The following is a 25429-nucleotide window of genomic DNA, read 5'->3' as shown; positions in this document are numbered from 1 at the left end:
ACCGATGTTTACGTTGCGCGCGATGCAAACCAACAACGAACAGGCTCGGTTGACCGCCGCTCAGCGCGTCGTCTGTGCGCTTGCCCTCACTACGCTCGCCGCGTGCGCGACGCGGCTCGATCAGGCGCCTGTCGTCGACCGTTCGAGCACGCTGTCGACGAGCGCCGAGCCCGCGCTCGCGCAGGCCGCCCCGCAGCCGGCCGTGCCGCTCGGGCCGCCGCCTCCCGGATACTACCGAGTAAAGCCCGGCGATACGCTCTATCGCGTCGCGTTGGAAAACGGTCAGAACTATCGCGACATCGCCGCGTGGAACAATCTCGCGAATCCGAACCAAATCGAAGTCGATCAACTGCTGCGCGTGGTGCCGCCCGGCGCGAGCGCGGCTGCGGTAACGCCTGGGGTTGCGACCGCGCCCGTAACCGCCGGCGGCGCCGTGCAAGGTGCGCCGCTTGCGTCGTCGACGGCGGCCGGCGCACCGGGCACGCCGACTGCGAATGCGTCGGTGCCGCCGATCTACGGCGCAGGCCCGGGGTCGACGGCAACGACGATTCCGCCGCAACCGGCTGCGGGGGCGGTGGCCAGCACGCCCATGGCCGACGGTAGCGTCGCATTTGCGTGGCCGGTGCGCGGGCCGGTTCTCAACACGTTCGACGACAACAGCAACAAAGGCGTCAACATTGGCGGGACCGCGGGCGAGCCGGTGAAAGCCGCCGCGTCCGGGCGTGTCGTCTACGCAGGAAATGGGCTGCGCGGCTACGGCAATCTCATTATCATCAAACACAATGCGACGTATCTCACCGCCTATGCACACAACCGCACTTTGATGGTAAAAGAGGGGGACGCGGTAGCGAAGGGGCAGGAGATCGCCGAGATGGGCAACAGCGATTCCGACCGCGTGATGCTGCATTTTGAGATCCGCCGGCAGGGCAAACCTGTCGATCCGATGAAATACTTGCCGCCGCAATAAGCGATACGACCATGCCGACATCGAAGCGCCGCAAGCAGCAAGCCGAAACGGACACGCCCAACCGCGTGACGCACGACATGGTGCAGGACGTCGGCGCTTCGAAGAACGAGCCCGAGGACGATCCTGCCGAGTCGGAGGCCGAGCTCGAGCCTGACGCGGCGTCGGCGGAGGCCGAAGAGGGCGGCGAAGGGCGCGAGGAATCCAGGGAGCCTGGGCCCGATCCGGATGACTTCCGGGCGCTTTTGCAGGCCGAGTTGACGGCCGATACGATTCAGCACTACCTGAACCGCATCAGCGTGAAGCCGTTGTTGACGGTCGAGGAGGAGCAGCGCTATTCGAGGCTCGCCAAGGCGGGAGAGTTCGAGGCGAGGCAGGTGATGATCGAGCGCAACCTGCGGCTCGTCGTCAGTATCGCGAAGGGCTATCTGAATCGCGGGGTGCCGCTGCTCGATTTGATCGAAGAAGGCAATCTCGGCCTGATGCACGCGATCGAGAAGTTCGACCCGACGCGCGGTTTTCGTTTTTCGACCTACGCGACCTGGTGGATACGTCAGAGCATCGAGCGCGCGATCATGAATCAGGCGCGCACGGTTCGACTACCCGTGCACGTGATTCGCGAGCTCAATCAGGTGCTGCGTGCGAAGCGGCACCTGGAAAAGAATTCGATGAATTCGGGCGAGGCTGTCGAGCGGCGCGACGCGAGCATCGACGATATCGCCTACCTGACGGGCAAGACGACGGACGAAGTCACCGACATCCTCGCGCTGAACGAACATACGGCGTCGCTCGATGCACCGCTCGACCTCGACCCGGCAAGCAGCCTGCTCGATTTGCTGTCCGACGATCAAAGCCAGTCGCCCGACGCGGAGGTGCAGCACCGCGAACTGGAAACACTTACACGCGCTTGGCTTTCTCGGTTGTCCGACAAGCACCGGCACGTCATCGAGCGCCGCTTCGGGCTCAATCACATCGAACCGGCGACACTCGAGGAACTGGCCGATGAGATGGGCTTGACGCGCGAGCGGGTGAGGCAGATCCAACAAGAAGCGCTCGTGCGCTTGAAACGCTTTTTCGCGTCCAACGGCGTGCGCAAGGACGCGGTTCTATAGATGACTCCGATTCTCGTTTTCGACATCGAGACGATTCCCGATGTCGCCGGCATTCGCCGTCTCGACGATTTGCCCGATTCGATGAGCGATGCCGAAGTGGCCGACCATGCATTCGCCGCGCGCCGAGAAAAAACAGGCGGCGATTTTCTGCCGCACCATCTGCAACGCATCGCCGCGATCTCGTGCGTGTTCCGCGATCGCTCGGGATTGCGCGTGCGCTCGCTCGGCACCGTCGAGGACGGCGAAGCGGTGCTGATCCAATCGTTTTACCGTGTGATCGAAAAGTACACGCCGCAACTCGTCTCGTGGAACGGCGGCGGGTTCGATTTGCCCGTCCTGCACTACCGCGCACTCGTGCACGGCATCTCCGCCGCGCGCTATTGGGATTTGGGCGAGGACGATCGCGACTTCAAGTGGAACAACTACATCAGCCGGTATCATTCGCGCCACACCGACCTGATGGACGTTCTCGCCATGTATCAGGCGCGTGCCAATGCGCCGCTCGATGCGCTCGCCAAACTATGCGGATTCCCGGGCAAGCTCGGGATGGACGGCGGCCAGGTCTGGACTGCCTTTCGCGAAGGCCGCATCGACGAGATTCGCAACTATTGCGAAACGGACGTCGTCAACACCTACTTGCTCTACTGCCGGTTCCAACTTATGCGGGGCGCTTTTTCGGCGGACGAGTACGCGGATGAAATCACGTTCGTCAAGGATTCGCTCGCGCAAGAGCCGGCCGCGCATTGGGCCGAATATCTCGCCGCCTTCACGGAGCCGGCCATTACCGGTACTCTGCCGCGCTGAAAACGTTTCAATATTTCGCTCGGAGACGTGGCGGATATTCAGTCGATTCAGTCGAGTTCGAGCACGATCGGTTGATGATCGGAAGCCTGCGTCGCGCCGTCGATTTCGCAGCTTCGCAGCCGCCCGCGCAGATCTTCCGTGACGAACACGAAGTCGCAGGTGACCGGTCCCGAAGTCCATTGCGCGGTGTCGTAGACGCCGGCCGTCGGCGGTGGCGCGGCGTTCGGGTGCAACGTCGTCCACGCGTCGATGAAACCGGGAGCGCCCGCCAATGGCGCGACGAAAGATCGATAGGCTTGCGAACCAAACTCGCTGTTGAAGTCTCCGCAGACGATCGCGCTGACAGGGCGTGACGTCGCGGCGAACGGGCCGGTGGTGTTCTCGCCCGGCGCCGGGTGTGCGGCGTGGTCGGCGGCTTCCTGGTGCAAGCGTCGCAACTCGGCGACCTGCGCAAGGCGCTGCTTCAGTGAATAGAATTCGAGATGAGTGACGATGACGCGCAGCCGGTCGCTGCGCGTCTCGACGACCGCCTCGAGCGCGACGCGCTGCATCGACGGCGCGGCTGCGTCGGCCGGCCAGGGCAGCGCATGGCGGATCACCTGGGCAACCGGCAGGCGCGTGGCAATCGCGTTGCCGAACTGGCGGCGGCGAGGCGAGCCGTCGAGCGACGGCAGATCGGCGCCGACGGCTTCGAGCACCGTATATCCCGGTAGCGCCTGCGCGATCTGCGCGAACTGATCGGGGCCCGGCCCGCCTGGCAGAGCGCCGAACCCGCGCGTGATTTCCTGCATGCAGAGCACGTCGAAATCGGCAAGCCGCTTGGCCTCGGCTAAGGTCCGACCGAGATCGACGCGCCCGCCGGCGTCGCGCCCCCATTGCACATTCCAACTCACGAGCTTCACGATCGCTCCCCGTCCGATACCGCCGTTCGTCTACAATCTCGCCTTTCGTCCCACGTACGTCAGGAAACCGCAGGTGTCCGAATTTCCTCGTAGTATCGCGCGCCGAAGCCAAGGCAGCGCGCCGTCCGCAGAACCCGTCCCGGCCCCCATTATCGAGATCGATTCGCTCGATATGGACGCGCGCGGTGTGGGGCGCTTGACGACCGAGAACGGCGAGCCCGGCAAGGTCATTTTTGTCGAAGGCGCGTTGCCCGGGGAGCGCGTCACGTATTCGAGCTATCGCAAGAAGGCGAGCTTCGAGCAGGCGCAGGTCGTCGACGTCCTGCGAGCAAGCGTCATGCGCACGACGCCGCAATGCCAGTTTTTCGGCGTCTGCGGCGGGTGCTCGATGCAGCATCTCGACGAGCGCGCGCAGGTGGCGATCAAGCAGCGTGTGTTGGAGGACAGCCTCTGGCACCTATCGAAAGTTCGGCCGGAAACCGTGTTTCGGCCGATCCACGGGCCGTCGTGGGGATACCGCTATCGCGCGCGGCTGACCGTCCGCCATGTCGCCAAAAAGGGCGGCGTCCTAGTCGGCTTCCATGAGAAAAAGAGCAGCTACGTGGCCGACATGACGAGCTGCGAGGTGTTGCCGCCGCATGTGTCGGCGATGCTCGTGCCGCTGCGGCGGCTCGTCGAAAGCCTGTCGATTCGCGACCGCTTGCCGCAGATCGAACTCGCGGTCGGTTCGAGCGTGACGGCGCTCGTGCTACGCGTGCTCGAACCGATGACGCTCGATGATGAAGCGCACGTGCGCGCGTTTGCCGACGAGCACAGCGTGCAGTTCTGGGTTCAGCCGAAAGGGCCGGACACGGCGGTGCCGTTCTACCCGCTCGACATCGAGCTCGACTACACGTTGCCCGAGTTCGGCATTCGCATGCCGTTCAAGCCGACCGATTTCACGCAGGTCAACCACGCGATCAACCGCGTTCTCGTCGGCCGCGCGTTGCGGCTACTCGCACCTAAGCGCACCGATCGTGTGCTCGACCTCTTCTGCGGCCTAGGCAACTTCACACTGCCGCTCGCGCGCCTTGCCCATGAGGTGGTCGGGATCGAAGGCAGCGAAGCGCTGACGACGCGCGCACTGGCCAATGCGAAGGTCAATGGTGTCGATCGCCATACGTCTTTCGCGTGCCGGAACCTGTTCGACGTGACGGCCGATGACTTGCGCGCGCTCGGCTCGTTCGACAAATTCCTGGTCGATCCGCCGCGCGAAGGCGCGCTCGCCGTGTCGAAGGCGCTTGCGGAGATCGCACAAAGCGGGGAAGGATCGCTGCCGGGGCGCATCGTCTACGTGTCGTGCAATCCGGCCACGCTGGCGCGCGACGCGGGGTTGCTCGTGCATGAAGCCGGCTATCGACTGAAGGGTGCCGGCGTCGTCAATATGTTCCCGCATACGTCGCATGTGGAGTCGATCGCGCTGTTCGAGCGCGACTGACCCGGATCCTGCCCAGCCGGCGTGCCGGGCAAGAAAAAGCCCCCATTTGGCGCACGCGCCATGGGGGCTTCTTTTGTCTCTGGGCTCACGAGACTGTGCTCGTCGACCGAGGCGGGCAAGGGCGCAATCGCCCTCGCGCGATCAGTTGCGGTTGTTGCCGCCGAAAATGCCGAGCAGAGCCAGCAAGTTGACGAACACGTTGTACAGATCGAGATAGATCGCGAGCGTGGCCGTAATGTAATTCGTCTCGCCGCCGTTGACGACGCGCTGTACGTCGAACAGCATGAAGCCCGAGAAAATGACGATCGCGAGCACCGAGACCGTCAGCATCAGCGCCGGCAGATGCAGGAACATGTTCGCGACCATCGCGAGCAGGATGACGATCACGCCCATGAACAGCCACTGGCCGAGGCCCGAGAAATCCCGCTTGCTGACCGTGGCGATCGAGGCCATCGCCGCGAAAATGACGGCCGTGCCGCCGAACGCGAGCATGATCAACGATGGGCCGTTCGAGAAATGCAGGATCATCGTCAGCAGACGCGAGAGCATCAGGCCCATGAAGAACGTGAAGCCCAGCAGGAAGACCACGCCCAGCCCGCTTTCCTTCGTGCGCTCGATGGCGAACATGAAGCCGAACGCGATCGCGAAAAAGGCGAGCATGCTCATCATCGGGCTCGTCGCCGCGAATAGCGAAAAACCGCTTACGACGCCGAGCCAGGCGCCGATGACCGTCGGCACCATCGACAGCGCAAGCAGCCAGTATGTGTTCCGTAGCACCCGGTTGCGGATGGCCGCCGAGCCGACGGTACCGCCGCGGGCGACGTTGTACGGATAGTCGTTCATGCTTTCTCCTTGCGTAAAAACGCACTCGAACCGGGTTTTGCCGGCGCCGGCGGCATGCCGCGCGTTAGCGCACCTGTTTCTAAGATCGGTCCTGCGAGCGCGAGTTTCAAGCCCCTCTGGACATTTCGAACGAACTTTCGCCCGAGTCAGGGATCGATCGCAATCATACACTGGAACATGCTACAATTGCAGATTCGTTAGAATTCGTAACCCCTTAATTTTTTGGAGTTTTTATGGCGATCGAGCGTACCTTGTCGATTATCAAGCCCGATGCAGTGGCGAAGAACGTGATTGGCCAGATCTACAGCCGCTTCGAAAACGCGGGTCTGAAGATCATCGCCGCGCGTATGGCTCAGCTCTCGCGCGCAGATGCGGAGAAGTTCTATGCCGTGCACGCTGCCCGCCCGTTCTTCAAGGATCTCGTTGAATTCATGATCTCGGGCCCGGTGATGGTGCAAGCGCTCGAGGGCGAGAGCGCCATTCTGAAGAACCGTGATCTGATGGGTGCGACCGATCCGAAGAAGGCCGACAAGGGCACGATCCGCGCCGATTTCGCCGACAGCATCGACGCGAACGCCGTGCACGGTTCCGACGCGGCGGAAACGGCCGCTGTCGAAATCGCGTTCTTCTTTCCCGAAATCAACGTCTACTCGCGCTGATCGCCGGGCGAGACGTTAGCGAATCGACGCTTGGCGCGGGCGGGTCGCATTGAAACAGCAGGATCCGACATGACGAGCAGTACCTCCGTCAATCTTCTCGACCTCGATGCCGCGGGGCTCGTCGCCTATTGCGACAGCCTTGGCGAGAAGCCGTTTCGCGCCAAGCAGCTACAACGCTGGATCCACCAGTACAACGCCGCCGATTTCGACGGCATGACCGATCTCGCCAAGTCGCTGCGCACGAAGCTCAAGGATCGTGCCGCGATCGTGATGCCGCCCGTCCTCAGCGATCACGTGTCCGCCGACGGCACGCGCAAGTGGCTCGTCGATGTGGGTAACGGCAATGCCGTGGAAACGGTGTTCATCCCCGAAGAGACGCGCGGCACGCTGTGCGTGTCGTCGCAAGCCGGCTGCGCCGTCAATTGCCGGTTCTGTTCCACGGGCAAGCAAGGTTTTTCCCGCAATTTGACGACAGGCGAGATCATCGGCCAGTTGCGCATGGCCGAGTTCGCCCTGCGCGCCGCGCTTGGCCGCCCGCATGCGCCCGACAACAAGGGCGAGCGCGTCATCACGAACGTCGTGATGATGGGCATGGGCGAGCCGCTGCTCAATTACGATGCGCTCCTACCGGCGCTGAGGCTGATGCTCGACGACAACGCCTACGGGTTGTCGCGTCGGAGGGTGACGGTGTCGACGTCCGGCGTGGTGCCGATGATGGACCGGCTCGGCGCCGATCTGCCGGTGGCGCTGGCGGTGTCCTTGCATGCGCCTAACGATGCGCTGCGCGACATGTTGGTGCCGCTGAACAAGAAGTATCCTTTGCGCGAGTTGATGGCCGCGTGCCGGCGTTATCTCGAGGTGGCGCCGCGCGATTTCGTCACGTTCGAGTACTGCATGCTCGACGACGTCAACGATAGCGACGCGCATGCGCGCGAGTTGCTCGCGCTGACGGCCGATGTGCCGTGCAAGTTCAATTTGATTCCGTTCAATCCATTTCCGGAGTCGGGGCTTCTGCGTTCGAAGTCGGAGCGGATCAAGCGCTTCGCGCAGATACTCATCGATGCGGGCGTCGTGACGACGGTGCGCAAAACGCGCGGCGACGACATCGACGCCGCCTGCGGCCAGCTCGCGGGCGCGGTGAAGGACCGCACGCGCGTGGCCGAACGGATGGGGCGGGTCGCGAATGGCCGAGCCGCGAATGGCAGTGCTGGTAAGGTGATCGAGGTGCGGCCCGTGCGTTGAAGCTGGCACGGCACCGCCGATACACTGCCGATAGGAAGTCGCGTCGCGACGAGCGGCGCACGGCACGAAGCAAGCCGCGCCGCGTGTGAGCGGCCGGAGAGTAGTGAGACAGACGGTCCGCGCATCGAGGGCATCGGGTGAGCCCAACGGGGCGCGGAGAGGAAAAAAGAGAATCGACGCGAGGATCAGGGATGAGTGAGCCGCAGCATCCGCAAGCAGAAGGCACACAAACGAGCGCGGGCCGTTCGAGCCCCGGAGGAGGCGTCGCGCCACAGACGGCGCCGGGTGCCGCATACGCACCGCTCGACTCGCTGGCCGCGGTCGGGGGGCGTCTTGCCCAATTGCGGGAAGCGAAGGGCTGGTCCGTCGACGACGTGTCGGCGCGATTGAAGGTTTCCTCCAACAAGATGCGCGCACTCGAGGCGGGCGACATCAGCCAGTTGCCTGGCACCACGTTCGCGCTCGGGGTCATCCGCAGTTATGCCAAGATGCTCGGCACCGATCCGGAGCCGTTCGCGCAAGCGCTGCGGCGCGTCAAAGGCGAGTCCGAGCCCGATTTGTCGATGCCCGCTTCGACGGGGGCCGATTTGCCGCGAGGGCGCGTGTCCGTGTCGCTCGGGGGCACGCCAAAGCATCGCTCATGGTGGTGGGGCGTGGCAGCCGGCGTCGTCGTCATCATCGCGCTCGCGATGTGGCGGCAGGGGGGCGATTCGTCGGCTTGGCTCGCGCGGCTGAAGGCCAGCGCGGGCGGCATGGCAGCCAATTCTGGCGGTGCGGCATCGGGGGGCGCGGCGTCCGCCTCGGGCCCCGCCGTGAGTTCGACGGGTCTCGTCGCTGCACAATCGGGCGCGGCGTCGGATGCGGAGATGGCCTCCGAAGCGGCCGCAAGCGGGGCGGCCCCGGCGCATGCGAGCAGTCCGGCGATTACACCGCTCGAGACGGCAACGGCGCAGCCTGCGGCCTCGCAGCCGGCCGGTGCGCAGACGTCTACGGCCGAGCAGTCCGCACCGGCACCGGCGTCCGCGGCGGCTCAGGCTCAGGCGCGGGCTTCCACGCAGGCGTCGGAACCGGCGGCTCAAGCCGCGACCGGAGCGAGTGCGCCCGGCGCGTCGACGATCGCCGTCAAGGTCGCGCAAGATAGCTGGTTCAGCGTGCGCGACAAGAGCGGCAAGGAAGTGTTCTCGGGGCTCGTCCACGCCGGCGATACGAAGGAGGTGTCGGGCGTGCCACCGTTCAAGATCACCGCGGGCAACCGCGCGGGGCTCGAATCGATGACGCTCGACGGCCAGCCCGTTGACGCGGCGAAGTTCGGCCCGAACAAGGGCAACGTCGCGCGCTTCACGTTGCCGTAACGGTTCGATGCCGCGGCGGCGCGCCGCGGCTCGCTTTCTTTCGGGTGCGCAGCGGTTGGTCATTGCCGCGCACGCAGCGTAACCAGGATTCATGGGTCTTTCGATGCCGACCGACAGCAGCAGTCAGATTTGTTCTTCCGTGCCGATCTTCGGCGGTCCCGTGGAGCGTCGCGCCTCGCACGCGGTCGACGTCCGCTGGGGTGGTCAACTCGTGACGATCGGCGGCGACGCGCCCGTACGCGTGCAGTCGATGACGAATACGGATACGGCCGATGCGATCGGCACGGCTATCCAAGTCAAGGAGCTCGCGCAAGCGGGGTCGGAGCTCGTTCGCATCACGGTGAACACGCCCGAAGCGGCGCAAGCCGTGCCGGCGGTTCGCGAGCAGCTCGACCGCATGGGCGTGACCGTGCCGCTCGTGGGCGACTTCCATTACAACGGCCATTTGCTGCTGCGCGATTATCCCGCTTGCGCCGAGGCGCTTTCGAAGTACCGGATCAACCCGGGCAATGTTGGCCACGGAGCGAAGCGCGATACACAGTTCGCGCAGATGATCGAAGCCGCGATCCGCTACGACAAGCCCGTTCGCATCGGCGTGAACTGGGGCAGTCTCGATCAGGATCTGCTCGCGCGCATGATGGACGAGAATGCCGCGCGCAGCGAGCCGTGGGAAGCGCAAAGCGTGATGTACGAGGCGCTGATTCAATCGGCGATCGGCTCGGCCGAGCGTGCCGTCGAGATCGGTTTGTCGCGCGAGAAGATCATCCTGTCGTGCAAGGTCAGCGGCGTGCAGGATTTGATCGCCGTCTATCGCGAACTCGCGCGCCGTTGCCGGTTCGCGCTGCATTTGGGCTTGACCGAAGCCGGCATGGGTTCGAAAGGCATCGTCGCCTCGACGGCCGCGCTCAGCGTACTGCTGCAGGAAGGCATCGGCGACACGATCCGCATTTCGCTGACGCCCGAGCCCGGCGCATCGCGTACCGGAGAAGTCGTGGTCGGCCAGGAGATCTTGCAGACGATGGGGCTGCGCTCGTTTACGCCGATGGTCATCGCCTGCCCGGGCTGCGGCCGCACGACGAGCACGCTGTTCCAAGAACTCGCCTCGCAGATTCAACACTATCTGCGTGCGCAGATGCCCGTATGGCGCGATCAGTACCCCGGTGTGGAAAAAATGCACGTGGCGGTCATGGGCTGCATCGTCAATGGGCCGGGCGAATCGAAGCAGGCCAACATCGGCATCAGCCTGCCCGGCTCCGGGGAAAATCCGGCGGCGCCCGTCTTCATCGATGGCGAGAAGGTCAAGACGCTGCGCGGCGAGCGGATCGCCGAGGAATTTCAGCAAATCGTGAGCGATTACGTCGAGCGCCGTTATGGCCGCACGAGCGTCGCGAATTAACGAGTCAACCGAAGAACGATGACAGAACAGAAGAGAAAGCTCGAGAAGCTCGCCGGCGTCAAAGGCATGAACGATGTCCTGCCGCAGGATGCCGGGTTGTGGGACTTCTTCGAATCGACGGTCAAGTCGATGCTGCGCGCCTACGGCTATCAGAATATCCGCACGCCGATCGTCGAGCACACGCAGCTCTTTACGCGCGGGATCGGTGAAGTCACCGACATCGTCGAAAAGGAGATGTACAGCTTCGTCGATTCGCTCAACGGCGAGCATCTGACGCTGCGTCCCGAAAGTACGGCAGCCGTCGTGCGTTCGTCCATCGAACACAATCTGCTTTACGACGGCCCCAAGCGCCTTTGGTACATCGGGCCGATGTTCCGTCACGAGCGTCCGCAGCGCGGCCGCTACCGTCAGTTTCATCAGGTGGGCGTCGAGGCGCTCGGCTTCGCCGGGCCCGATACCGATGCCGAAATCATCCTGATGTGTCAGCGGCTTTGGGACGATCTCGGCTTGACCGGCATTCGCCTCGAGATCAACTCGCTCGGTCTCGCCGAAGAGCGCGCGGCACATCGGGTCGAGCTCATTGCGTATCTCGAAAAGCACGTCGACGCGCTCGATGAGGACGCGAAGCGCCGGCTCTACACGAATCCGCTGCGCGTGCTCGACACGAAGAACCCCGCGCTGCAGGAGATCGCGCAGAATGCGCCGAAGCTCATCGACTTTCTCGGCGACGCTTCGCGCGCGCACTTCGAGGGGCTGCAGCGCTTGCTGAAGGCGAACAACATTCCGTTCAAGATCAATCCTCGGCTCGTGCGCGGTCTCGACTACTACAACCTCACGGTATTCGAGTGGGTCACCGATAAGCTCGGCGCGCAAGGCACCGTCGCGGCCGGTGGCCGCTACGATCCGCTCATCGAGCAACTGGGCGGCAAGCCGACGGCCGCCTGCGGCTGGGCGATGGGTGTCGAGCGCATCCTCGAATTGCTGAAAGAGGAGTCGCTCGTGCCGCAAGAGGAGGGCTGCGACGTCTACGTCGTGCATCAGGGCGAGCGCGCGGCCGAGCAAGCGTTCATCATCGCCGAGCGTTTGCGCGACACGGGCTTGGACGTCGTTCTCCATTGCAGCGCCGACGGCGCGTCGGCCAGCTTCAAGTCGCAGATGAAGCGGGCCGATGCGAGCGGGGCGGCGTTTGCGGTCATCCTCGGCGAGGACGAAGTGGCGGGCGGCACGGTCGGCGTCAAGCCGCTGCGCGAGGCGGCCGCGGGCGGGGAAAAGAGCGAACAGCAAACCGTGCCGGTCGAAAACTTGACCGAATTTCTAATCAATGCGATGGTTGCAACCGCCGAAGACGGCGACGACTGACGCAGCCGCCGCCGCTCGCGACTAGAACGGCACGAGACAAGAAGGAATCGCTTGGCGATGAGTTATCACGACGAACAAGAATCGATTGAGAGTTTCAAGGCTTGGTGGGCGCAATGGGGTAATTCGACCACTTGGGTCGTGCTCGTGGCGCTCATGGCCGCGGCTGCATGGAACGGCTGGCACTTCTGGCAGCGGCGCGAGGCCGCGCAGGCCGCGGTGCTCTACGAACAGGTGCAGCAGTCCGCCGCGGCGCAGGACAAAGCTGCTGTCACGCGCGATGCAGGCGATATGGAGTCGCGCTTCGGCGGTACGGCATACGGCGAAATGACGGCGCTCACGGCCGCGAAGACGCTTTACGAAACAGGCGACGTCGCCGGGGCGAAAGCACAGCTCCAGTGGGCCATCGACCACGCGAAGGACGACGAGTACAAGCAGATCGCGAAACTGCGTCTCGCGGCGGTGCTACTCGACGAGAAGGCGTACGATGCGGGCCTTGCACTGCTCGACGGCACTCCTGTCGAAGGCTTCCAGGGCGCCGTGGCCGACCGGCGGGGCGATCTGCTCGCGGCCGAGGGCAAGCGCGCCGACGCACGCGCGGCCTACCAGCTCGCGCTTTCGTCGCTGGGCAAGAGTGATACGTCCGCGCGCCAGCTCGTTCAATTCAAGCTCGACGCGCTCGGCGGTTGATCTGCGCATGCTCGCATCGCAGTCAGCCGGCCTTACCTGAACAACCTTTGAAGCTTCGCTCACCGATGAATTTGCTGAAACGTTTCGCCGTGCCCGTCGCTTGTGCAATGACCGTCCTCGCGATGGCGGCTTGCTCCTCCACCAAGGACGAGCGCCGCAACCCGGTGCCGCTCACCGAGTTCAAGCCTGTCTTCACCGTCGAGCAGGCTTGGAAGACGAGCGTCGGCAAGGCTGGACGCTACTTCTTCTCGCCGGTCGTGATCGGCGATGCCGTGTACGCAGCCGGTTCGAACGGAACGGTCGCGAAAATCGACGGCAAGACGGGGCAGGAACTCTGGCACACGAAGCTGCATGCCGATTTGACTTCCGGCGTGGGGAGCGACGGCACGTACACGGCGGTCGGCGCCGAGAAGGGGGGCGTCGAGGTGCTGGGCGCCGACGGCAAGCTGCTCTGGCAAACCACGGTGCCGGGCGAAATCGTATCGCCGCCGCTCGTCGGCAACGGCTACGTGGTCGTGCGGACAATCGATGGCCAAATCAGCGCTTTTACCGCGGCCACTGGAGAATTGCGCTGGCAGTATCGCAACCGGACGGTGCCGCTCAATCTGCGCGTGTCGGCCGGGATGGCGTTTGCGGGCGATGCCGCGGTGCTGGCCGGTTTTCCCGGCGGCTCGCTCTCCGCGATCAATCTGAAGACCGGTGACGATTTTTGGCAAGCCCCCGTATCGTTCCCGAAGGGCGTGACCGAGGTCGAGCGGATCAACGACGTGACGGGCGCGCCGACACTCGTCGGCGCCGAGGCTTGCGCGGTGACGTTCCAAGGACGCATTAGCTGCTTCGACGCGAACAACGGCCAGCCGGTTTGGGACAAGCCGTTTTCGGGCGTGAGCGGTCTCGCCGCGGACCGCACCACCGTGGTCGCGCCCGACGATTGGTCGGTGATGCAGGCATTCGATGCGACGACGGGCAAACCGCTGTGGAAGAACGACCAGCTCAAGAATCGCGATTTGAGTACGCCGTACTTGCTTGGCCCCGACGTGGTGGTCGGCGATTACCAGGGCTATATCCATTTCCTCTCGCGTGACGACGGCAAGTTCCTCGCGCGGATCAAGACCGACGGCAGCGCTATCACGGCCGCGCCGGTCGCGGTGGGCAATACGCTGATCGTGCAAACCCACGACGGCCATCTGTACGGGTTCGTGTCGCACTGAGCGCGCGATCTCGTCCGGGTATCGACCGCGGGCCGGCTTAGCCGGCCGCGGGCGCATTAGAGTATCGGTACGCGCGGTGCTCGGCCCGTTGAATATGCGCGGTGCCTCCGGCGCCGCTGTATCGTGTAATTTTCGAGTAGCATTGCGCGACGCTAGTTCGTGCGCGGCTCGGGCGTGAGCCCGGCCCGCTCGCCAGCGCGGGTTGCCGACGGCCGGCGCGCCATGCCGGCTCGTGCCGCATGCGGCATATCGACACGCCGATGGCCCATCACTCGTCTCCGTGACGAGCCGGTGCGGCGGCGCGAGCCTCACTTAGACAACGTCAGATGAAACCCGTAATTGCCCTAGTTGGGCGCCCCAACGTGGGGAAATCCACCCTGTTCAACCGGCTCACACGCTCGCGCGACGCGCTCGTCGCCGATTTGCCCGGCTTGACGCGCGATCGCCACTACGGCGAGGGGCGCGCGGGCGACCGTGCATATCTCGTCGTGGACACGGGCGGCTTCGAGCCCGTCGCCAAGGACGGGATCCTGCACGAGATGGCCCGGCAAACACGGCAGGCGGTCGAAGAGTCGGACGTCGTCGTCTTCATCGTCGACGGGCGCAACGGACTGGCTCCCCAGGACAAATCGATCGCGGATTACCTGCGCAAGACCGGGCGGCCGATCATGCTCGTCGTGAACAAGGCCGAGGGGATGAAGTACACGGCCGTGGCGTCCGATTTCTACGAGCTCGGGCTCGGTGATCCGCGTGCCATTTCGTCCGCGCACGGCGACGGCGTGACCGAAATGATCAACGACGCGCTCGCGATCGCCTACGCCGGCCACCCGGAAGAGCCGGAGGAAGAAAGCACGGTGCGTGGCATCAAGATCGCGATCGTCGGGCGGCCGAACGTCGGCAAGTCGACGCTCGTCAACACGCTCATCGGCGAGGAGCGCGTCATCGCATTCGACATGCCCGGCACGACGCGCGATTCGATCTATGTCGATTTCGAGCGGCAGGGCAAGAAGTACACGCTCATCGATACGGCCGGATTGCGCCGACGAGGCAAGGTTTTCGAGGCGGTCGAGAAGTTCTCCGTCGTGAAGACGCTGCAGTCGATCTCAGATGCCAACGTCGTCATTTTGCTGCTCGACGCTCGGCAGGACATTTCGGATCAGGACGCCCACATCGCAGGATTCGTCGTCGAGCAAGGGCGTGCGCTCGTCGTCGGCGTCAATAAGTGGGATGGGCTCGACGCGCACGTGCGCGAACGCACGAAAGCCGACATGACGCGCAAGCTCAAGTTCCTGGAGTTCGCGAAGTTTCACTTCGTTTCGGCTACCGAAAAGACGGGGATCGGCCCGCTCATGCGCTCGGTCGACGATGCTTACGCGGCTGCGATGGCGAAGCTGCCGACACCGAAGCTCACGCGCGCGTTGATCGAGGCAGTCGAATTCCAGCAGCCGCGACGCCGAGGACCCGTGCGCCCGAAGCTGCGTTACGCGCACCAAGGCGGTCAAAACCCGCCGATCATCGTTATCCACGGCAATGCCCTCGACGCGGTGACGGAAACCTACAAACGCTATCTTGAAAATCGTTTTCGAGAAACTTTCTCGTTGACTGGAACTCCATTGCGCATAGAGTTCCGCTCGTCGGCGAACCCCTACGCGGACAAGGGCTGATTCAGGCGTCCAGGCTGGCTGGCCGGATGGCTAGGCGGCCCGTGCGATAACGAAAATCGGCTATAGTGTAGCGATTGGTGGCGGATCTCTTTTTCTTCGCCCCAATCCGGATCCAACCTGCAAAAAAATGACGGAGTTTGCTATGAGCAACAAAGGGCAACTGTTACAAGACCCGTTTCTGAACGCACTGCGCAAAGAGCACGTGCCGGTTTCCATCTACTTGGTCAACGGCATCAAGCTTCAAGGGAACATCGAATCGTTCGACCAGTACGTTGTGTTGCTCCGGAATACCGTGACCCAAATGGTCTACAAGCACGCCATCTCGACTGTTGTGCCGGCCCGTCCGGTCAATTTTCATCCGGATTCGGAAACGGCCTGATCTCATCCTAGCGGCCGGCACGGCGCCGACGGATCGGCGCGCCGTGCCGGCCGCTTCTCATTTAGACACCCATCAATTTGATCAACGCAGCGCTTGTCGGCATCGACTTCGGAAAAATCGACTTCGAAGCCAGTCTCGAAGAACTCAGTCTGCTCGCGCAAAGCGCGGGCGCACACCCCGCCGTGACCTTGACAGGGCGCCGTTCGAGCCCCGATGCCGCGTTGTTCGTCGGTAGCGGCAAGGCTGAGGAGTTGCGTCTCGCCTGCGAGGCAAACGACGTCGAAATCGTTATCTTCAATCATGCTTTGGCGCCGGCGCAGCAGCGCAATTTGGAGCGGACGCTTAACCGGCGCGTCGTCGATCGCACGAGCCTCATCCTCGATATTTTCGCGCAGCGTGCCCGCAGTCACGAAGGCAAGCTGCAGGTCGAACTCGCGCAGTTGCAGTACATCGCTACTCGCCTCGTGCGCGCATGGACCCACCTCGAGCGTCAAAAAGGCGGTATCGGCCTGCGCGGCCCAGGCGAGACACAGCTCGAAACCGACCGCCGCTTGATCGGCGAGCGCATCAAGATGCTCAAGGGGCGGCTCGACAAGCTGCGTCGCCAGCACGGCACCCAGCGGCGCCAGCGCGTGCGCAATCGTGCGATGTCGGTGTCGCTCGTCGGCTATACGAACGCCGGCAAGTCCACGCTGTTCAATGCGCTCACGAAGGCCCAAGCCTATGCGGCCGACCAGTTGTTCGCGACGCTCGATACAACGTCCCGTCGGCTCTACCTCGGCGACGAGGCGGGGCAAGTGATCGTCTCCGATACGGTCGGCTTCATTCGCGAATTGCCGCACCAACTCGTCGCGGCGTTTCGCGCAACGCTTGAAGAAACGATTCACGCCGATCTGCTGTTGCATGTCGTCGATGCGTCGAGCGCCGTGCGGCTCGACCAGATCGATCAGGTCAACGAAGTGCTGGACGAGATCGGCGCGCACACGGTGCGGCAGATTCTCGTCTTCAACAAGATCGATGCGGTGCCCGAATTGGCCGCGCGCGGCGACGCGGTCGAGCGGGACGAGTATGGTAATATTTCGCGCGTCTTTTTGAGCGCGCGCACGGGGCAGGGTTTGGATACGCTGCGCGCAGCCATCGCCGAAATCGCCACCTCAGAACATCTCCCAGATAACGGGCGGGCGCAGCCGGACGAGGCACCCCAGGCACCCCAGGCACCGCCTGTATCGCCGGAGCATGGGCGTGAAGATTCAGATGCATCGGCGTCGTCCGATGCACAGACTTGGCGCTCCGATTTGCATTGACCGGCCCTCCCAACTCGAGCGAACGAACACAGGTGAACGAATACAACGAGCGGAGTTTCTGGCTGCGTGCGCGCGCCATTCTTTCGATCAGCGATCCACGCTGGGGGCGTGGCGACGGCAACGGCAGCCGGCAACGGCCCAATGAGCCGAAGCGCGAGCCGGGCGACGGCGGCGGGCCGCCCGATCTCGACGAGATGTGGCGCGACTTCAATCGTCGTTTGTCGCGCTTTTTCGGCGGCAAAGGGCAGGGGTCCGGGCCCGGCGACCAGCGCCCGGACAACGGGCGGGCAGCGCGCATCGGCGTCGGCATCGTCATCGGCGTGCTCGTGGCGATCTACATCGGCAGCGGCGTGTTCGTCGTTCAAAACGGCCAAACAGGCGTGGTCCTCCAATTCGGCAAGTACCGAGGCACGGTGGACCCCGGCGTGCACCTGCGTCTGCCTTATCCGTTCGAGACGCACGAAATCGTCGACGTCGCGCAGATTCGTTCCGTCGAAATTGGTCGTGGCAATGCAATGAGCGATGCGAGCACGAAAGACGCTTCGGTTGTCACGCACGACGGGGACATCGTCGAAGTGCGCGTGGCCGTTCAGTATCAAGTGAAGTCGGTCACCGATTACCTGTTTCGCACCGCCGATCCCGACCTCAGCGTGACCGAGGCCGCGCAAGCGGCGGTGCGCGAGATCGTCGGCGCGCGCAGTACCGCGAGTCTGCTGGGCGGCAATCGCGACGCCATTCGCGAGCCGCTCGCGCAAGCGATCCAAAGCGCGCTCGACCGATACCGCACGGGTCTCGTGGTGACGAGCGTCACGGTCGAATCGATCGATGCGCCGGCGGCGGTGCAGAGCGCCTACGCCGATGCCGCGCGCGCGCAGCAGGAAAGTGCGCGCGCCAAAGCCGATGCCGACGCCTACGCGGGCCAAATCTTGCCGGGGGCGAAGGCGCAAGCGCAGCGCACGATCGACGACGCGAAGGCATACGCCGCCAACGTGGTTTCGGAAGCGCAGGGCGACGCGGAGCGCTTCAAAGAGGTCTACGCCCAATACGCGAAAGCGCCGGCGCTCGTGCGCGAACGGATGTACCTGGAAACGATGCGCGACATTTACGCCAATTCAACCAAAGTGTTCGTCGGCAGCAAGGCCGGCGGGAACGTCGTCAATCTGTCGCTCGACAAGCTGCTCGAGGCTAACCGGCGTGCGGCGCCCGAGGCGGGCGCGTCCGTGCCGGCCGCGGCTGCGAGCGCTGCGTCGGGCGCAGTGGCGCAGTCGCCGGCCGCGCCGAATCCGGCCAGCCAAGCGGCTGCCGCGAGTGACGCGCTGCGCTCGCGCGATACGCTGCGCAGCCGCGCGCGCGAAGACGATCTACCGCAATAAGGGGCGCTCGACATGAATCGTATCGTTGCGCTCGTGATCGTCGTCGTGGCCGTGTTGTTCGCGGGATCGACGACGTTGCTCGTGGTCGACCAACGGCATGTTGCCGTCGTCTATTCGCACGGGGGCGAGAATCCCTCGCTCGTGCCTCCCGGCCTGCACGTGAAGCTGCCGACGCCGCTGCAATCGGCGATGCTCGTGGATACGCGCGTGCGGACGTTAATGCCGTCCGATGCCGATCGGTTCGTCACGTCGGACAAAACGGATCTGCTCGTGACGCCGGTGCTGAAATATCGTGTGACCGACCCGCTCAAGCTGTTCAACGAAACAGACGGAGACCAGCAAAGCGCGATCGATCGGCTCGCCGCGCAAATGCATACCGCGCTCGGCGACGCATTCGGCAAGCGTGCGCTCGCCGACGTCCTCGCGCATGAGGGCGAGGTTGCTCAAGAAGCGCAAGCGGCCATGACCGGCGCGGCGAACGCGCTCGGCATCGATCTCATCGATCTACGTTTCGTGCGCGTCGATTTTCCGCAGACGGGCGCCGATGCCGTCTACAAACGGATGGCGGCTGCGCAGGAGCAGGTGGCCGGCGACGAGCGTGCGCAGAGTGCGACCGAGGTGGCCCAAATCAAGGCCGATGCCGAGCGCCAGCGCCAAGCCGTGCTCGCGGATGCCTACGCCACCGCGCAAGCGATCAAGGGCGAGGGCGACGCCAAGGCGGCCGGCATCGCCGCGGATGCATTCGGACGCGACCCGGGCTTCTATCAGTTCTACGAAAGCCTGCAAGCGTATCGAAGCGTATTCAAGCCGGGCGACGTCATCGTCGTCGATCCCGACAGCGAATTTTTCCGCTTCATGCGCAGCCCCGATGGGAGCAGCGCTTCAGCGACCCCGGCCGCCTCGGCTTCACGCAAACACTGATTCAGGGGCGCCGTCGATCGACAGGCGGCGCCGGCATTTCCATGGACATGGCCGGTTCGTTATTGCTTGCGATCGCACTGATGCTCATCATCGAGGGCATGTTTCCGTTCGTCTTCCCGACGGCGTGGCGCGACACGTTTCGTAGAATAGCGGAGCGTCCGGCGCATCACATCCGCATCGGCGGTTTGATCATCATGGCGCTCGGCTTGCTCTTGCTCGTCGTGGCCACCTGAGCCCAGGTTCGCCCGCTTCCGCGGAAGGCGTTCGTGCGCCGCTTCGCATTTCGCTTGATTCGCTTTCGGCTGCGCGCTGCGCGCCTCAATTAACGTCGTAGGACTCAACCGATGTCGACCTGGCTGCTTCCCGAAAATATCGCCGATGTGCTGCCCTCCGAGGCGCGCAAGATCGAAGAGTTGCGGCGCGCGCTGCTCGATCGCTTCCGCACCTACGGATACGAGATGGTGATGCCGCCGTTGCTCGAGTATCTCGAATCGCTGCTGACGGGCGGCGGCAGCGATCTCAATCTGCGTACCTTCAAACTCGTCGACCAGCTATCGGGCCGAACGCTCGGGTTGCGCGCCGATACCACGCCGCAGGTGGCGCGCATCGATGCGCATCTGCTCAATCGGCAGGGTGTCACGCGTTTGTGTTATGCCGGCAGCGTCCTGCACACGAGGCCGCGCGGCCTGCATGCTACGCGCGAGCAGATCCAGATCGGTGCGGAGATTTATGGTCACGCGGGCCTCGAAGCGGATCTCGAAATTCAGCAGTTGATGCTCGACGTGTTGCGTCTGGCTGGCATCGATAACGTGCGGCTCGATTTGTGTCACGCGGGCGTGTTGCTCGCGCTGTTCGAGCGCGACCCGCTCGCGGCCGCTCGGGGCGAGACGCTTTACGAGGCGCTGGCCGGCAAGGATGCGCCGCGCATCGTCGAACTGACGCAGGATCTGGATCCCGACGTGCGCGACGCGCTGCGTGCGCTGCCCTCGCTTTATGGCGACGCCACGGTGCTCGAACTGGCTCGGCAACGGCTACCGAAATGGCCCTCGATCGAGCGCGCACTCGACGATTTGACGTTTCTCGCGGCCCACGCCGAAGGCGCACAGGCCGCGATCGACCTCGCCGATCTGCGCGGTTACGCGTATCACAGCGGCGTCATGTTTTCGGCGTATGTCGACGGCGTGCCGAACGCGCTTGCGCGCGGCGGCCGTTATGATCACGTCGGCCAAGCGTATGGGCGTGCGCGCCCGGCGACAGGCTTCTCGCTCGATTTGCGCGAGATCGCGCGGATTTCACCGATCGAGGCGCGCACCAGTGCGATTCTGGCGCCTTGGAAGCACGACGATCTGTTGCGCGAACGCGTCGCCGCGCTGCGCGATGCGGGCGAGGTCGTGATCCAAGCGCTGCCGGGGCATGATCACGCGCTCGACGAGTTTGCATTCGATCGCGTGCTCATCGAGCGCGACGGCGCGTGGTGTGTCGAAGCGCGCCAGTCGAACGCGGGTGCTTGACCGAGTCGACCGGAGCGCGCCGCCGCGTGGCATGCGAATGGTCCATGCCGTTGAAGCGAAACGGAAAAATTCGGAAGCTTCGGCGAACATGGGTAGAATACGTTTTTAACCAGCTAACGAAACAACATGTCTGCCAGCGCAGTGAATGCAGCCCCGGGGCGCAACGTCGTGGTCGTCGGGACTCAATGGGGTGATGAAGGCAAGGGCAAGATCGTCGACTGGCTGACGGACCACGCGCAAGGCGTCGTACGTTTCCAGGGCGGCCACAATGCCGGCCACACGCTCATCATCGGCGGCAAGAAGACGATCTTGCGCCTCATTCCGTCGGGCATCATGCGCGCCGGCGTCGCCTGTTATATCGGCAATGGCGTCGTGCTCTCGCCCGAAGCGCTGTTCAAAGAAATCGAAGAGCTCGAAGCCGCGGGCCTCGACGTTCGCAAACGTCTGTTCATCTCCGAGGCAACTACGCTGATCCTGCCGTACCACGTCGCGATCGATCAAGCGCGCGAGGCGCGTCGCGGCGCGGGCAAGATCGGCACGACAGGGCGTGGCATCGGTCCGGCCTACGAGGACAAGGTTGGCCGCCGGGCGCTGCGCGTGCAGGATTTGTTCACGCCGCAAGCGTTCGCCGAACGGCTGCGTGAAAACCTCGACTTCCACAATTTCGTTCTGACCCAATACTTGGGCGCGGCTGCCGTCGATTTCCAGCAAACGCTCGACACGATGCTCGGATATGCCGAGCGTCTCGCGCCGATGGTCGCGGACGTCTCGCGGCGCCTGTATGAAGAAAACGAGGCCGGCCGCAATCTGCTGTTCGAAGGCGCGCAGGGTACGCTGCTCGATATCGATCACGGTACGTATCCGTTCGTTACGTCGAGCAATTGCGTGGCGGGCGCCGCCTCGGCGGGTGCGGGCGTCGGGCCTCAAAAGCTGCACTACATTCTCGGCATCACCAAAGCGTATTGCACGCGCGTCGGCGCGGGCCCGTTCCCGAGCGAGCTGTACGACGCCGACAACCCGCAGCGCCAGGAAGCGGTGGGCGTTACCCTCGCGAACGTCGGCAAGGAATTCGGTTCGGTGACGGGCCGTCCGCGCCGCACGGGCTGGCTCGATGCCGCGGCGCTGCGCCGGTCGATCCAAATCAACGGTGTATCGGGCCTGTGTATGACGAAGCTCGACGTGCTCGACGGCCTCGACGAAGTGAAGCTGTGCGTCGGCTACAAGGTCGACGGCAAAAGCGCCGATCTGCTGCCGCGCGGAGCGGGCGAGGTTGCGCGCTGCGAGCCCGTGTACGAGACGTTCGGCGGCTGGAAGGAAAGCACGATCGGCATCACCCAATGGAACGAGTTGCCGGCCAACGCGCAGGTCTACCTCTCGCGGGTGCAGGAAGTGGCCGGCGTCCCGATCGATATGGTTTCGACGGGGCCGGATCGAGACGAAACGATCTTGTTGCGCCATCCGTTCAAGGTTTGAGCGATGACGCAGAGCATGACGATGATCGCCATGACAGATCCGCGCAACGACGAGAAGAACCTCTGGGTGAGCTGGGACGAGTACCACCGGCTGATCGAGCTCTTGGCGCTGGCGGTACACGAATCGGGCTGGAAGTTCGACAAGATCCTTTGCCTGGCCCGTGGCGGGTTGCGGGTCGGAGATCAACTCTCGCGCATCTACGATCTGCCGCTGGCGATTCTCGCAACGAGTTCCTACCGCGAAGCAGCAGGCACGCAGCAAGGTGAACTCGATATCGCGCAGTACATCACGATGACGCGCGGCGAACTGTCCGGGAACGTGCTGCTCGTCGACGATCTCGTCGATTCGGGCGTCACGCTGGCGCGCGTGCAGCAGCATCTGAAGGAGCGCTATCCGGCCGTGACGGCCGTGCGCTCGGCCGTGCTGTGGTACAAGGGCTGCTCGAAGGTCAAGCCGGATTATGCCGTCCAGCATTTGCCCACGAACCCGTGGATTCACCAGCCGTTCGAAGAATGGGACACGGTTCGGCCCCATAATCTCGGCGCATGGATCAAGCGCGGCATCGCGCAAGATTCGTCGTCCGGCACGTAACTTGCAATTAGTTTGGTCGCGGCATTTGCACGCGCATCGGCAATCGAGCGGAGTCGACTGACTCCGCTCTTTTTGTGTGTATTCGACATCGATGCGCCGCTAGAATAGCGCTCGCTCTCGGCTTATCCGGTACGAACCGCTTGCGTTTATGACAAACAACAACCACGAGAACCTTCGTCAGCATTCCTTGCCGTCGCTCGCGCTAGCGGCGATCGGCGTCGTATTCGGCGACATCGGCACCAGCCCGCTGTATTCGCTCAAGGAAGCATTCAGTCCCGCTCACGGGATTGCGCTGACCGATCATTCGATCCTGGGCGTCATCTCGCTGCTGTTCTGGGCGATCATTGTCGTGGTGTCGATCAAGTATGTCTTGTTCGTGATGCGCGCGGACAACAACGGCGAGGGCGGCGTGCTCGCATTGATGGCGCTGTCGCTGCGGCCGTTCTCGATGAAGTCGCGCATCGCAGGCGTCTTGATGATGCTCGGTATCTTCGGCGCCTGCATGTTCTACGGCGACGCCGTGATCACGCCCGCCATCTCGGTCATCTCAGCCGTCGAAGGGCTCGAGATCGCGACGCCGCAGCTTGCGCATTTGGTCCTGCCGATCACGATGGTGATACTCGTCGCGCTCTTTTGGATCCAGCGCCACGGCACGTCGCTCGTCGGCAAGCTGTTCGGCCCGATCATGCTGGTCTGGTTCGCGACGATCGCGGTGCTCGGCGTCAGCCACATCGTACGTGCGCCGCAAGTCATTGCCGCGCTCAATCCGTATTACGCCTTCTCGTTCATGCACGCGCACATGCTGCAGGCGTATGTCGTGCTCGGATCCGTGTTCCTCGTGCTGACGGGGGCGGAAGCCCTTTACGCCGACATGGGACACTTCGGCGCGCGCCCGATTCGTCTCGCGTGGTATGTGCTCGTGATGCCGTCGCTCGTGCTCAACTACTTCGGGCAAGGCGCGTTGTTGATGCAAGATCCGAAGGCGATCGAGAACCCGTTTTTCCTGATGGCGCCGCAGTGGGCGCTGCTGCCCTTGGTCGTCCTATCGACCGTCGCAACCGTCATCGCGTCGCAAGCCGTGATTTCGGGCGCCTATTCGCTGACAAGCCAGGCGATCCAGCTCGGCTATGTGCCGCGCATGAAGGTGCTTCATACGTCGGAGTTGGCCATCGGGCAGATTTATGTGCCGGTCGTCAATTGGCTCTTGCTGTTCATCATCCTGTGCGTCGTGCTCGGCTTCAAGAGTTCGGATAATCTCGCTGCCGCGTACGGTATCGCCGTTACGACGACGATGGTCATGACGACCATATTGGCCTGCGTTGTCATGGTCAAGGTCTGGAACTGGAACAAGGCGCTGGTCGCCGTGATCATTGCCGCATTCATGACCGTGGATCTGGCCTTTTTCGGCGCCAACTTGCTCAAGGTCGCCGAGGGCGGATGGTTGCCGCTCGGCATCGGCGCGTTGTTGTTCTTCCTACTGATGACGTGGTACAAGGGCCGCATGCTCGTGAAGGAGCGCACGGCGGCCGATGGCATCCCGCTTGCGCCGTTCGTGCAGGGCCTGCTGGCGCACCCGCCGCACCGCGTATCCGGTACGGCCATTTACCTGACAGGCAGCGATTCGCTCGTACCGGTTAGCTTGCTGCACAATCTCAAGCACAACAAGGTGCTGCACGAGCGGACGATTTTCCTGACGTTCGAGACGCGCGACATTCCCTATATCAAAGAAGACGAGCGCATTACGCTGAAGGACGTCGGGGGCGGCTTGTATCTGGTCCGGGCGGTTTACGGCTTCAACGAAACGCCCGACGTGAAAGCGGTGCTGTTCGAACTCGAGCGGATATGCGGCATGCAGTTCGAACTGATGGATACGTCGTTCTTCCTCGCGCGCGAAACGGTCGTGCCGACACAATTGCCAGGCATGTCGATCCTGCGTGAGCGCGTGTTTGCTTGGATGCATCAAAACGCCGCGAAGCCAACTGATTTCTTCCGCATTCCGGCCAACCGCGTCGTCGAACTCGGAACGAAGATCGAAATTTGAGCAAGGTGCGGCGACCGCCTGGCGGTCGCCCGCCGGTCGCCGATAGCCGACGCGATAAAAAAGCCGCGCCTTCGATGAAGGACGCGGCTTTTTATTCACTTTTATCTGCCGACCGTTTTGCTCATCACGATAGATGGCCGCCGGCCGATTTTTGCGGCTGTGTT

At 63.6% G+C, this 25429-nt stretch carries 23 protein-coding genes; 21 read left to right on the top strand and 2 right to left on the bottom strand.

The features are described from left to right. The first annotated feature begins 4 nt into the window (after positions 1–4). Genes J3485_RS10020 through J3485_RS10010 form a run of 3 tightly spaced genes read left to right on the top strand, consistent with a single transcriptional unit; the run spans position 5 to position 2880 of the window. A complete protein-coding gene (locus J3485_RS10020; protein ID WP_206955748.1) occupies positions 5–967 on the top strand; it encodes a peptidoglycan DD-metalloendopeptidase family protein in 963 nt (320 codons plus the stop codon). Between the two features lie 11 nt (positions 968–978). Further along, complete coding sequence (gene rpoS, locus J3485_RS10015; RefSeq protein ID WP_206952317.1) at positions 979–2076, top strand: RNA polymerase sigma factor RpoS; 1098 nt, start codon at positions 979–981, stop codon at positions 2074–2076. Beyond that, entirely contained in the window at positions 2077–2880 is an 804-nt protein-coding gene (locus J3485_RS10010) for a 3'-5' exonuclease (RefSeq protein WP_206952316.1), read from the top strand. 47 nt (positions 2881–2927) lie between these two features. Here J3485_RS10010 and J3485_RS10005 read toward each other — a convergent pair whose 3' ends face one another. Beyond that, positions 2928–3782, bottom strand: coding sequence for an endonuclease/exonuclease/phosphatase family protein (locus J3485_RS10005; RefSeq protein WP_206952315.1), 855 nt, complete (start codon positions 3780–3782; stop codon positions 2928–2930). A 172-nt stretch (positions 3783–3954) separates the two neighbouring features. On the opposite strand from J3485_RS10005, the gene rlmD reads away from it, so the two are divergent. Beyond that, entirely contained in the window at positions 3955–5259 is a 1305-nt protein-coding gene (gene rlmD / locus J3485_RS10000; RefSeq protein ID WP_242538731.1) for a 23S rRNA (uracil(1939)-C(5))-methyltransferase RlmD, read from the top strand. A gap of 141 nt (positions 5260–5400) precedes the next feature. Here rlmD and J3485_RS09995 read toward each other — a convergent pair whose 3' ends face one another. Further along, positions 5401–6102: a Bax inhibitor-1/YccA family protein gene (locus J3485_RS09995; protein ID WP_206952313.1), complete on the bottom strand. Its 702-nt coding sequence runs from the start codon at positions 6100–6102 to the stop codon at positions 5401–5403. A gap of 233 nt (positions 6103–6335) precedes the next feature. Here J3485_RS09995 and ndk point away from each other — a divergent pair, with 233 nt between their 5' ends. From ndk to J3485_RS09910, 17 genes are all read left to right on the top strand, one after another. Next, positions 6336–6761, top strand: a complete 426-nt coding sequence (ndk, locus tag J3485_RS09990; RefSeq protein ID WP_206952312.1) for a nucleoside-diphosphate kinase — start codon at positions 6336–6338, stop codon at positions 6759–6761. A gap of 69 nt (positions 6762–6830) precedes the next feature. Then, positions 6831–8003, top strand: a complete 1173-nt coding sequence (gene rlmN / locus J3485_RS09985) for a dual-specificity RNA methyltransferase RlmN (RefSeq protein ID WP_206952311.1) — start codon at positions 6831–6833, stop codon at positions 8001–8003. A gap of 191 nt (positions 8004–8194) precedes the next feature. Beyond that, entirely contained in the window at positions 8195–9355 is a 1161-nt protein-coding gene (locus J3485_RS09980) for a helix-turn-helix domain-containing protein (protein ID WP_206952310.1), read from the top strand. A gap of 91 nt (positions 9356–9446) precedes the next feature. Beyond that, positions 9447–10751, top strand: a complete 1305-nt coding sequence (ispG, locus tag J3485_RS09975) for a flavodoxin-dependent (E)-4-hydroxy-3-methylbut-2-enyl-diphosphate synthase (RefSeq protein ID WP_206952309.1) — start codon at positions 9447–9449, stop codon at positions 10749–10751. Positions 10752–10769: 18 nt separating this feature from the next. Further along, positions 10770–12110 (top strand): histidine--tRNA ligase, encoded by a 1341-nt coding sequence (gene hisS, locus J3485_RS09970; protein ID WP_206952308.1) that lies wholly within the window; start codon positions 10770–10772, stop codon positions 12108–12110. A gap of 57 nt (positions 12111–12167) precedes the next feature. Then, the gene (locus tag J3485_RS09965; protein ID WP_206952307.1) at positions 12168–12797 is read left to right on the top strand and encodes a tetratricopeptide repeat protein; all 630 of its coding nucleotides are present in this window, start codon (positions 12168–12170) and stop codon (positions 12795–12797) included. A gap of 65 nt (positions 12798–12862) precedes the next feature. Beyond that, positions 12863–14008 carry an outer membrane protein assembly factor BamB gene (bamB, locus tag J3485_RS09960; protein ID WP_206952306.1) on the top strand — a complete coding sequence of 382 codons (1146 nt, stop codon included), beginning with the start codon at positions 12863–12865 and terminating at the stop codon, positions 14006–14008. 326 nt (positions 14009–14334) lie between these two features. Beyond that, positions 14335–15672 carry a ribosome biogenesis GTPase Der gene (der, locus tag J3485_RS09955; RefSeq protein WP_206952305.1) on the top strand — a complete coding sequence of 446 codons (1338 nt, stop codon included), beginning with the start codon at positions 14335–14337 and terminating at the stop codon, positions 15670–15672. 142 nt (positions 15673–15814) lie between these two features. Next, complete coding sequence (hfq, locus tag J3485_RS09950) at positions 15815–16051, top strand: RNA chaperone Hfq (protein WP_102608263.1); 237 nt, start codon at positions 15815–15817, stop codon at positions 16049–16051. 77 nt (positions 16052–16128) lie between these two features. Continuing rightward, a complete protein-coding gene (gene hflX, locus J3485_RS09945) occupies positions 16129–17355 on the top strand; it encodes a GTPase HflX (RefSeq protein ID WP_242538538.1) in 1227 nt (408 codons plus the stop codon). Between the two features lie 32 nt (positions 17356–17387). Further along, complete coding sequence (gene hflK / locus J3485_RS09940; protein ID WP_206952304.1) at positions 17388–18728, top strand: FtsH protease activity modulator HflK; 1341 nt, start codon at positions 17388–17390, stop codon at positions 18726–18728. A 12-nt stretch (positions 18729–18740) separates the two neighbouring features. Next, on the top strand, positions 18741–19649 hold the full coding sequence (gene hflC / locus J3485_RS09935; protein ID WP_206952303.1) for a protease modulator HflC: 909 nt from the start codon (positions 18741–18743) through the stop codon (positions 19647–19649). A gap of 41 nt (positions 19650–19690) precedes the next feature. Then, entirely contained in the window at positions 19691–19882 is a 192-nt protein-coding gene (locus tag J3485_RS09930) for a DUF2065 domain-containing protein (RefSeq protein ID WP_206952302.1), read from the top strand. A gap of 111 nt (positions 19883–19993) precedes the next feature. Then, a complete protein-coding gene (locus tag J3485_RS09925) occupies positions 19994–21160 on the top strand; it encodes an ATP phosphoribosyltransferase regulatory subunit (protein ID WP_206952301.1) in 1167 nt (388 codons plus the stop codon). 126 nt (positions 21161–21286) lie between these two features. Continuing rightward, positions 21287–22633: an adenylosuccinate synthase gene (locus J3485_RS09920; RefSeq protein WP_206952300.1), complete on the top strand. Its 1347-nt coding sequence runs from the start codon at positions 21287–21289 to the stop codon at positions 22631–22633. Positions 22634–22636: 3 nt separating this feature from the next. Further along, positions 22637–23224, top strand: a complete 588-nt coding sequence (locus J3485_RS09915) for a phosphoribosyltransferase (RefSeq protein ID WP_206952299.1) — start codon at positions 22637–22639, stop codon at positions 23222–23224. Between the two features lie 148 nt (positions 23225–23372). Further along, positions 23373–25265 carry a potassium transporter Kup gene (locus J3485_RS09910; RefSeq protein WP_206952298.1) on the top strand — a complete coding sequence of 631 codons (1893 nt, stop codon included), beginning with the start codon at positions 23373–23375 and terminating at the stop codon, positions 25263–25265. Positions 25266–25429: the final 164 nt, after the last annotated feature.

It is taken from the genome of Trinickia acidisoli (assembly GCF_017315725.1).
Taxonomy (GTDB): Bacteria; Pseudomonadota; Gammaproteobacteria; order Burkholderiales; family Burkholderiaceae; genus Trinickia; species Trinickia acidisoli.
The sequence above is the reverse complement of the archived record's forward strand: the minus strand, read 5'-3'. Positions and strand labels throughout refer to the sequence as shown.

Excerpts from the sequence above, each read along its gene's own strand:
- J3485_RS10020 (WP_206955748.1), top strand. The coding sequence starts at position 5 with ATGTTTACGTTGCGCGCGATGCAAACCAACAACGAACAGGCTCGGTTG.
- rpoS (WP_206952317.1), top strand. The coding sequence starts at position 979 with ATGCCGACATCGAAGCGCCGCAAGCAGCAAGCCGAAACGGACACGCCC.
- J3485_RS10010 (WP_206952316.1), top strand. The coding sequence starts at position 2,077 with ATGACTCCGATTCTCGTTTTCGACATCGAGACGATTCCCGATGTCGCC.
- rlmD (WP_242538731.1), top strand. The coding sequence starts at position 3,955 with ATGGACGCGCGCGGTGTGGGGCGCTTGACGACCGAGAACGGCGAGCCC.
- J3485_RS09995 (WP_206952313.1), bottom strand. The coding sequence starts at position 6,102 with ATGAACGACTATCCGTACAACGTCGCCCGCGGCGGTACCGTCGGCTCG.
- ndk (WP_206952312.1), top strand. The coding sequence starts at position 6,336 with ATGGCGATCGAGCGTACCTTGTCGATTATCAAGCCCGATGCAGTGGCG.
- rlmN (WP_206952311.1), top strand. The coding sequence starts at position 6,831 with ATGACGAGCAGTACCTCCGTCAATCTTCTCGACCTCGATGCCGCGGGG.
- J3485_RS09980 (WP_206952310.1), top strand. The coding sequence starts at position 8,195 with ATGAGTGAGCCGCAGCATCCGCAAGCAGAAGGCACACAAACGAGCGCG.
- ispG (WP_206952309.1), top strand. The coding sequence starts at position 9,447 with ATGGGTCTTTCGATGCCGACCGACAGCAGCAGTCAGATTTGTTCTTCC.
- hisS (WP_206952308.1), top strand. The coding sequence starts at position 10,770 with ATGACAGAACAGAAGAGAAAGCTCGAGAAGCTCGCCGGCGTCAAAGGC.
- J3485_RS09965 (WP_206952307.1), top strand. The coding sequence starts at position 12,168 with ATGAGTTATCACGACGAACAAGAATCGATTGAGAGTTTCAAGGCTTGG.
- bamB (WP_206952306.1), top strand. The coding sequence starts at position 12,863 with ATGAATTTGCTGAAACGTTTCGCCGTGCCCGTCGCTTGTGCAATGACC.
- der (WP_206952305.1), top strand. The coding sequence starts at position 14,335 with ATGAAACCCGTAATTGCCCTAGTTGGGCGCCCCAACGTGGGGAAATCC.
- hfq (WP_102608263.1), top strand. The coding sequence starts at position 15,815 with ATGAGCAACAAAGGGCAACTGTTACAAGACCCGTTTCTGAACGCACTG.
- hflC (WP_206952303.1), top strand. The coding sequence starts at position 18,741 with ATGAATCGTATCGTTGCGCTCGTGATCGTCGTCGTGGCCGTGTTGTTC.
- J3485_RS09930 (WP_206952302.1), top strand. The coding sequence starts at position 19,691 with ATGGACATGGCCGGTTCGTTATTGCTTGCGATCGCACTGATGCTCATC.
- J3485_RS09925 (WP_206952301.1), top strand. The coding sequence starts at position 19,994 with ATGTCGACCTGGCTGCTTCCCGAAAATATCGCCGATGTGCTGCCCTCC.
- J3485_RS09920 (WP_206952300.1), top strand. The coding sequence starts at position 21,287 with ATGTCTGCCAGCGCAGTGAATGCAGCCCCGGGGCGCAACGTCGTGGTC.
- J3485_RS09915 (WP_206952299.1), top strand. The coding sequence starts at position 22,637 with ATGACGCAGAGCATGACGATGATCGCCATGACAGATCCGCGCAACGAC.
- J3485_RS09910 (WP_206952298.1), top strand. The coding sequence starts at position 23,373 with ATGACAAACAACAACCACGAGAACCTTCGTCAGCATTCCTTGCCGTCG.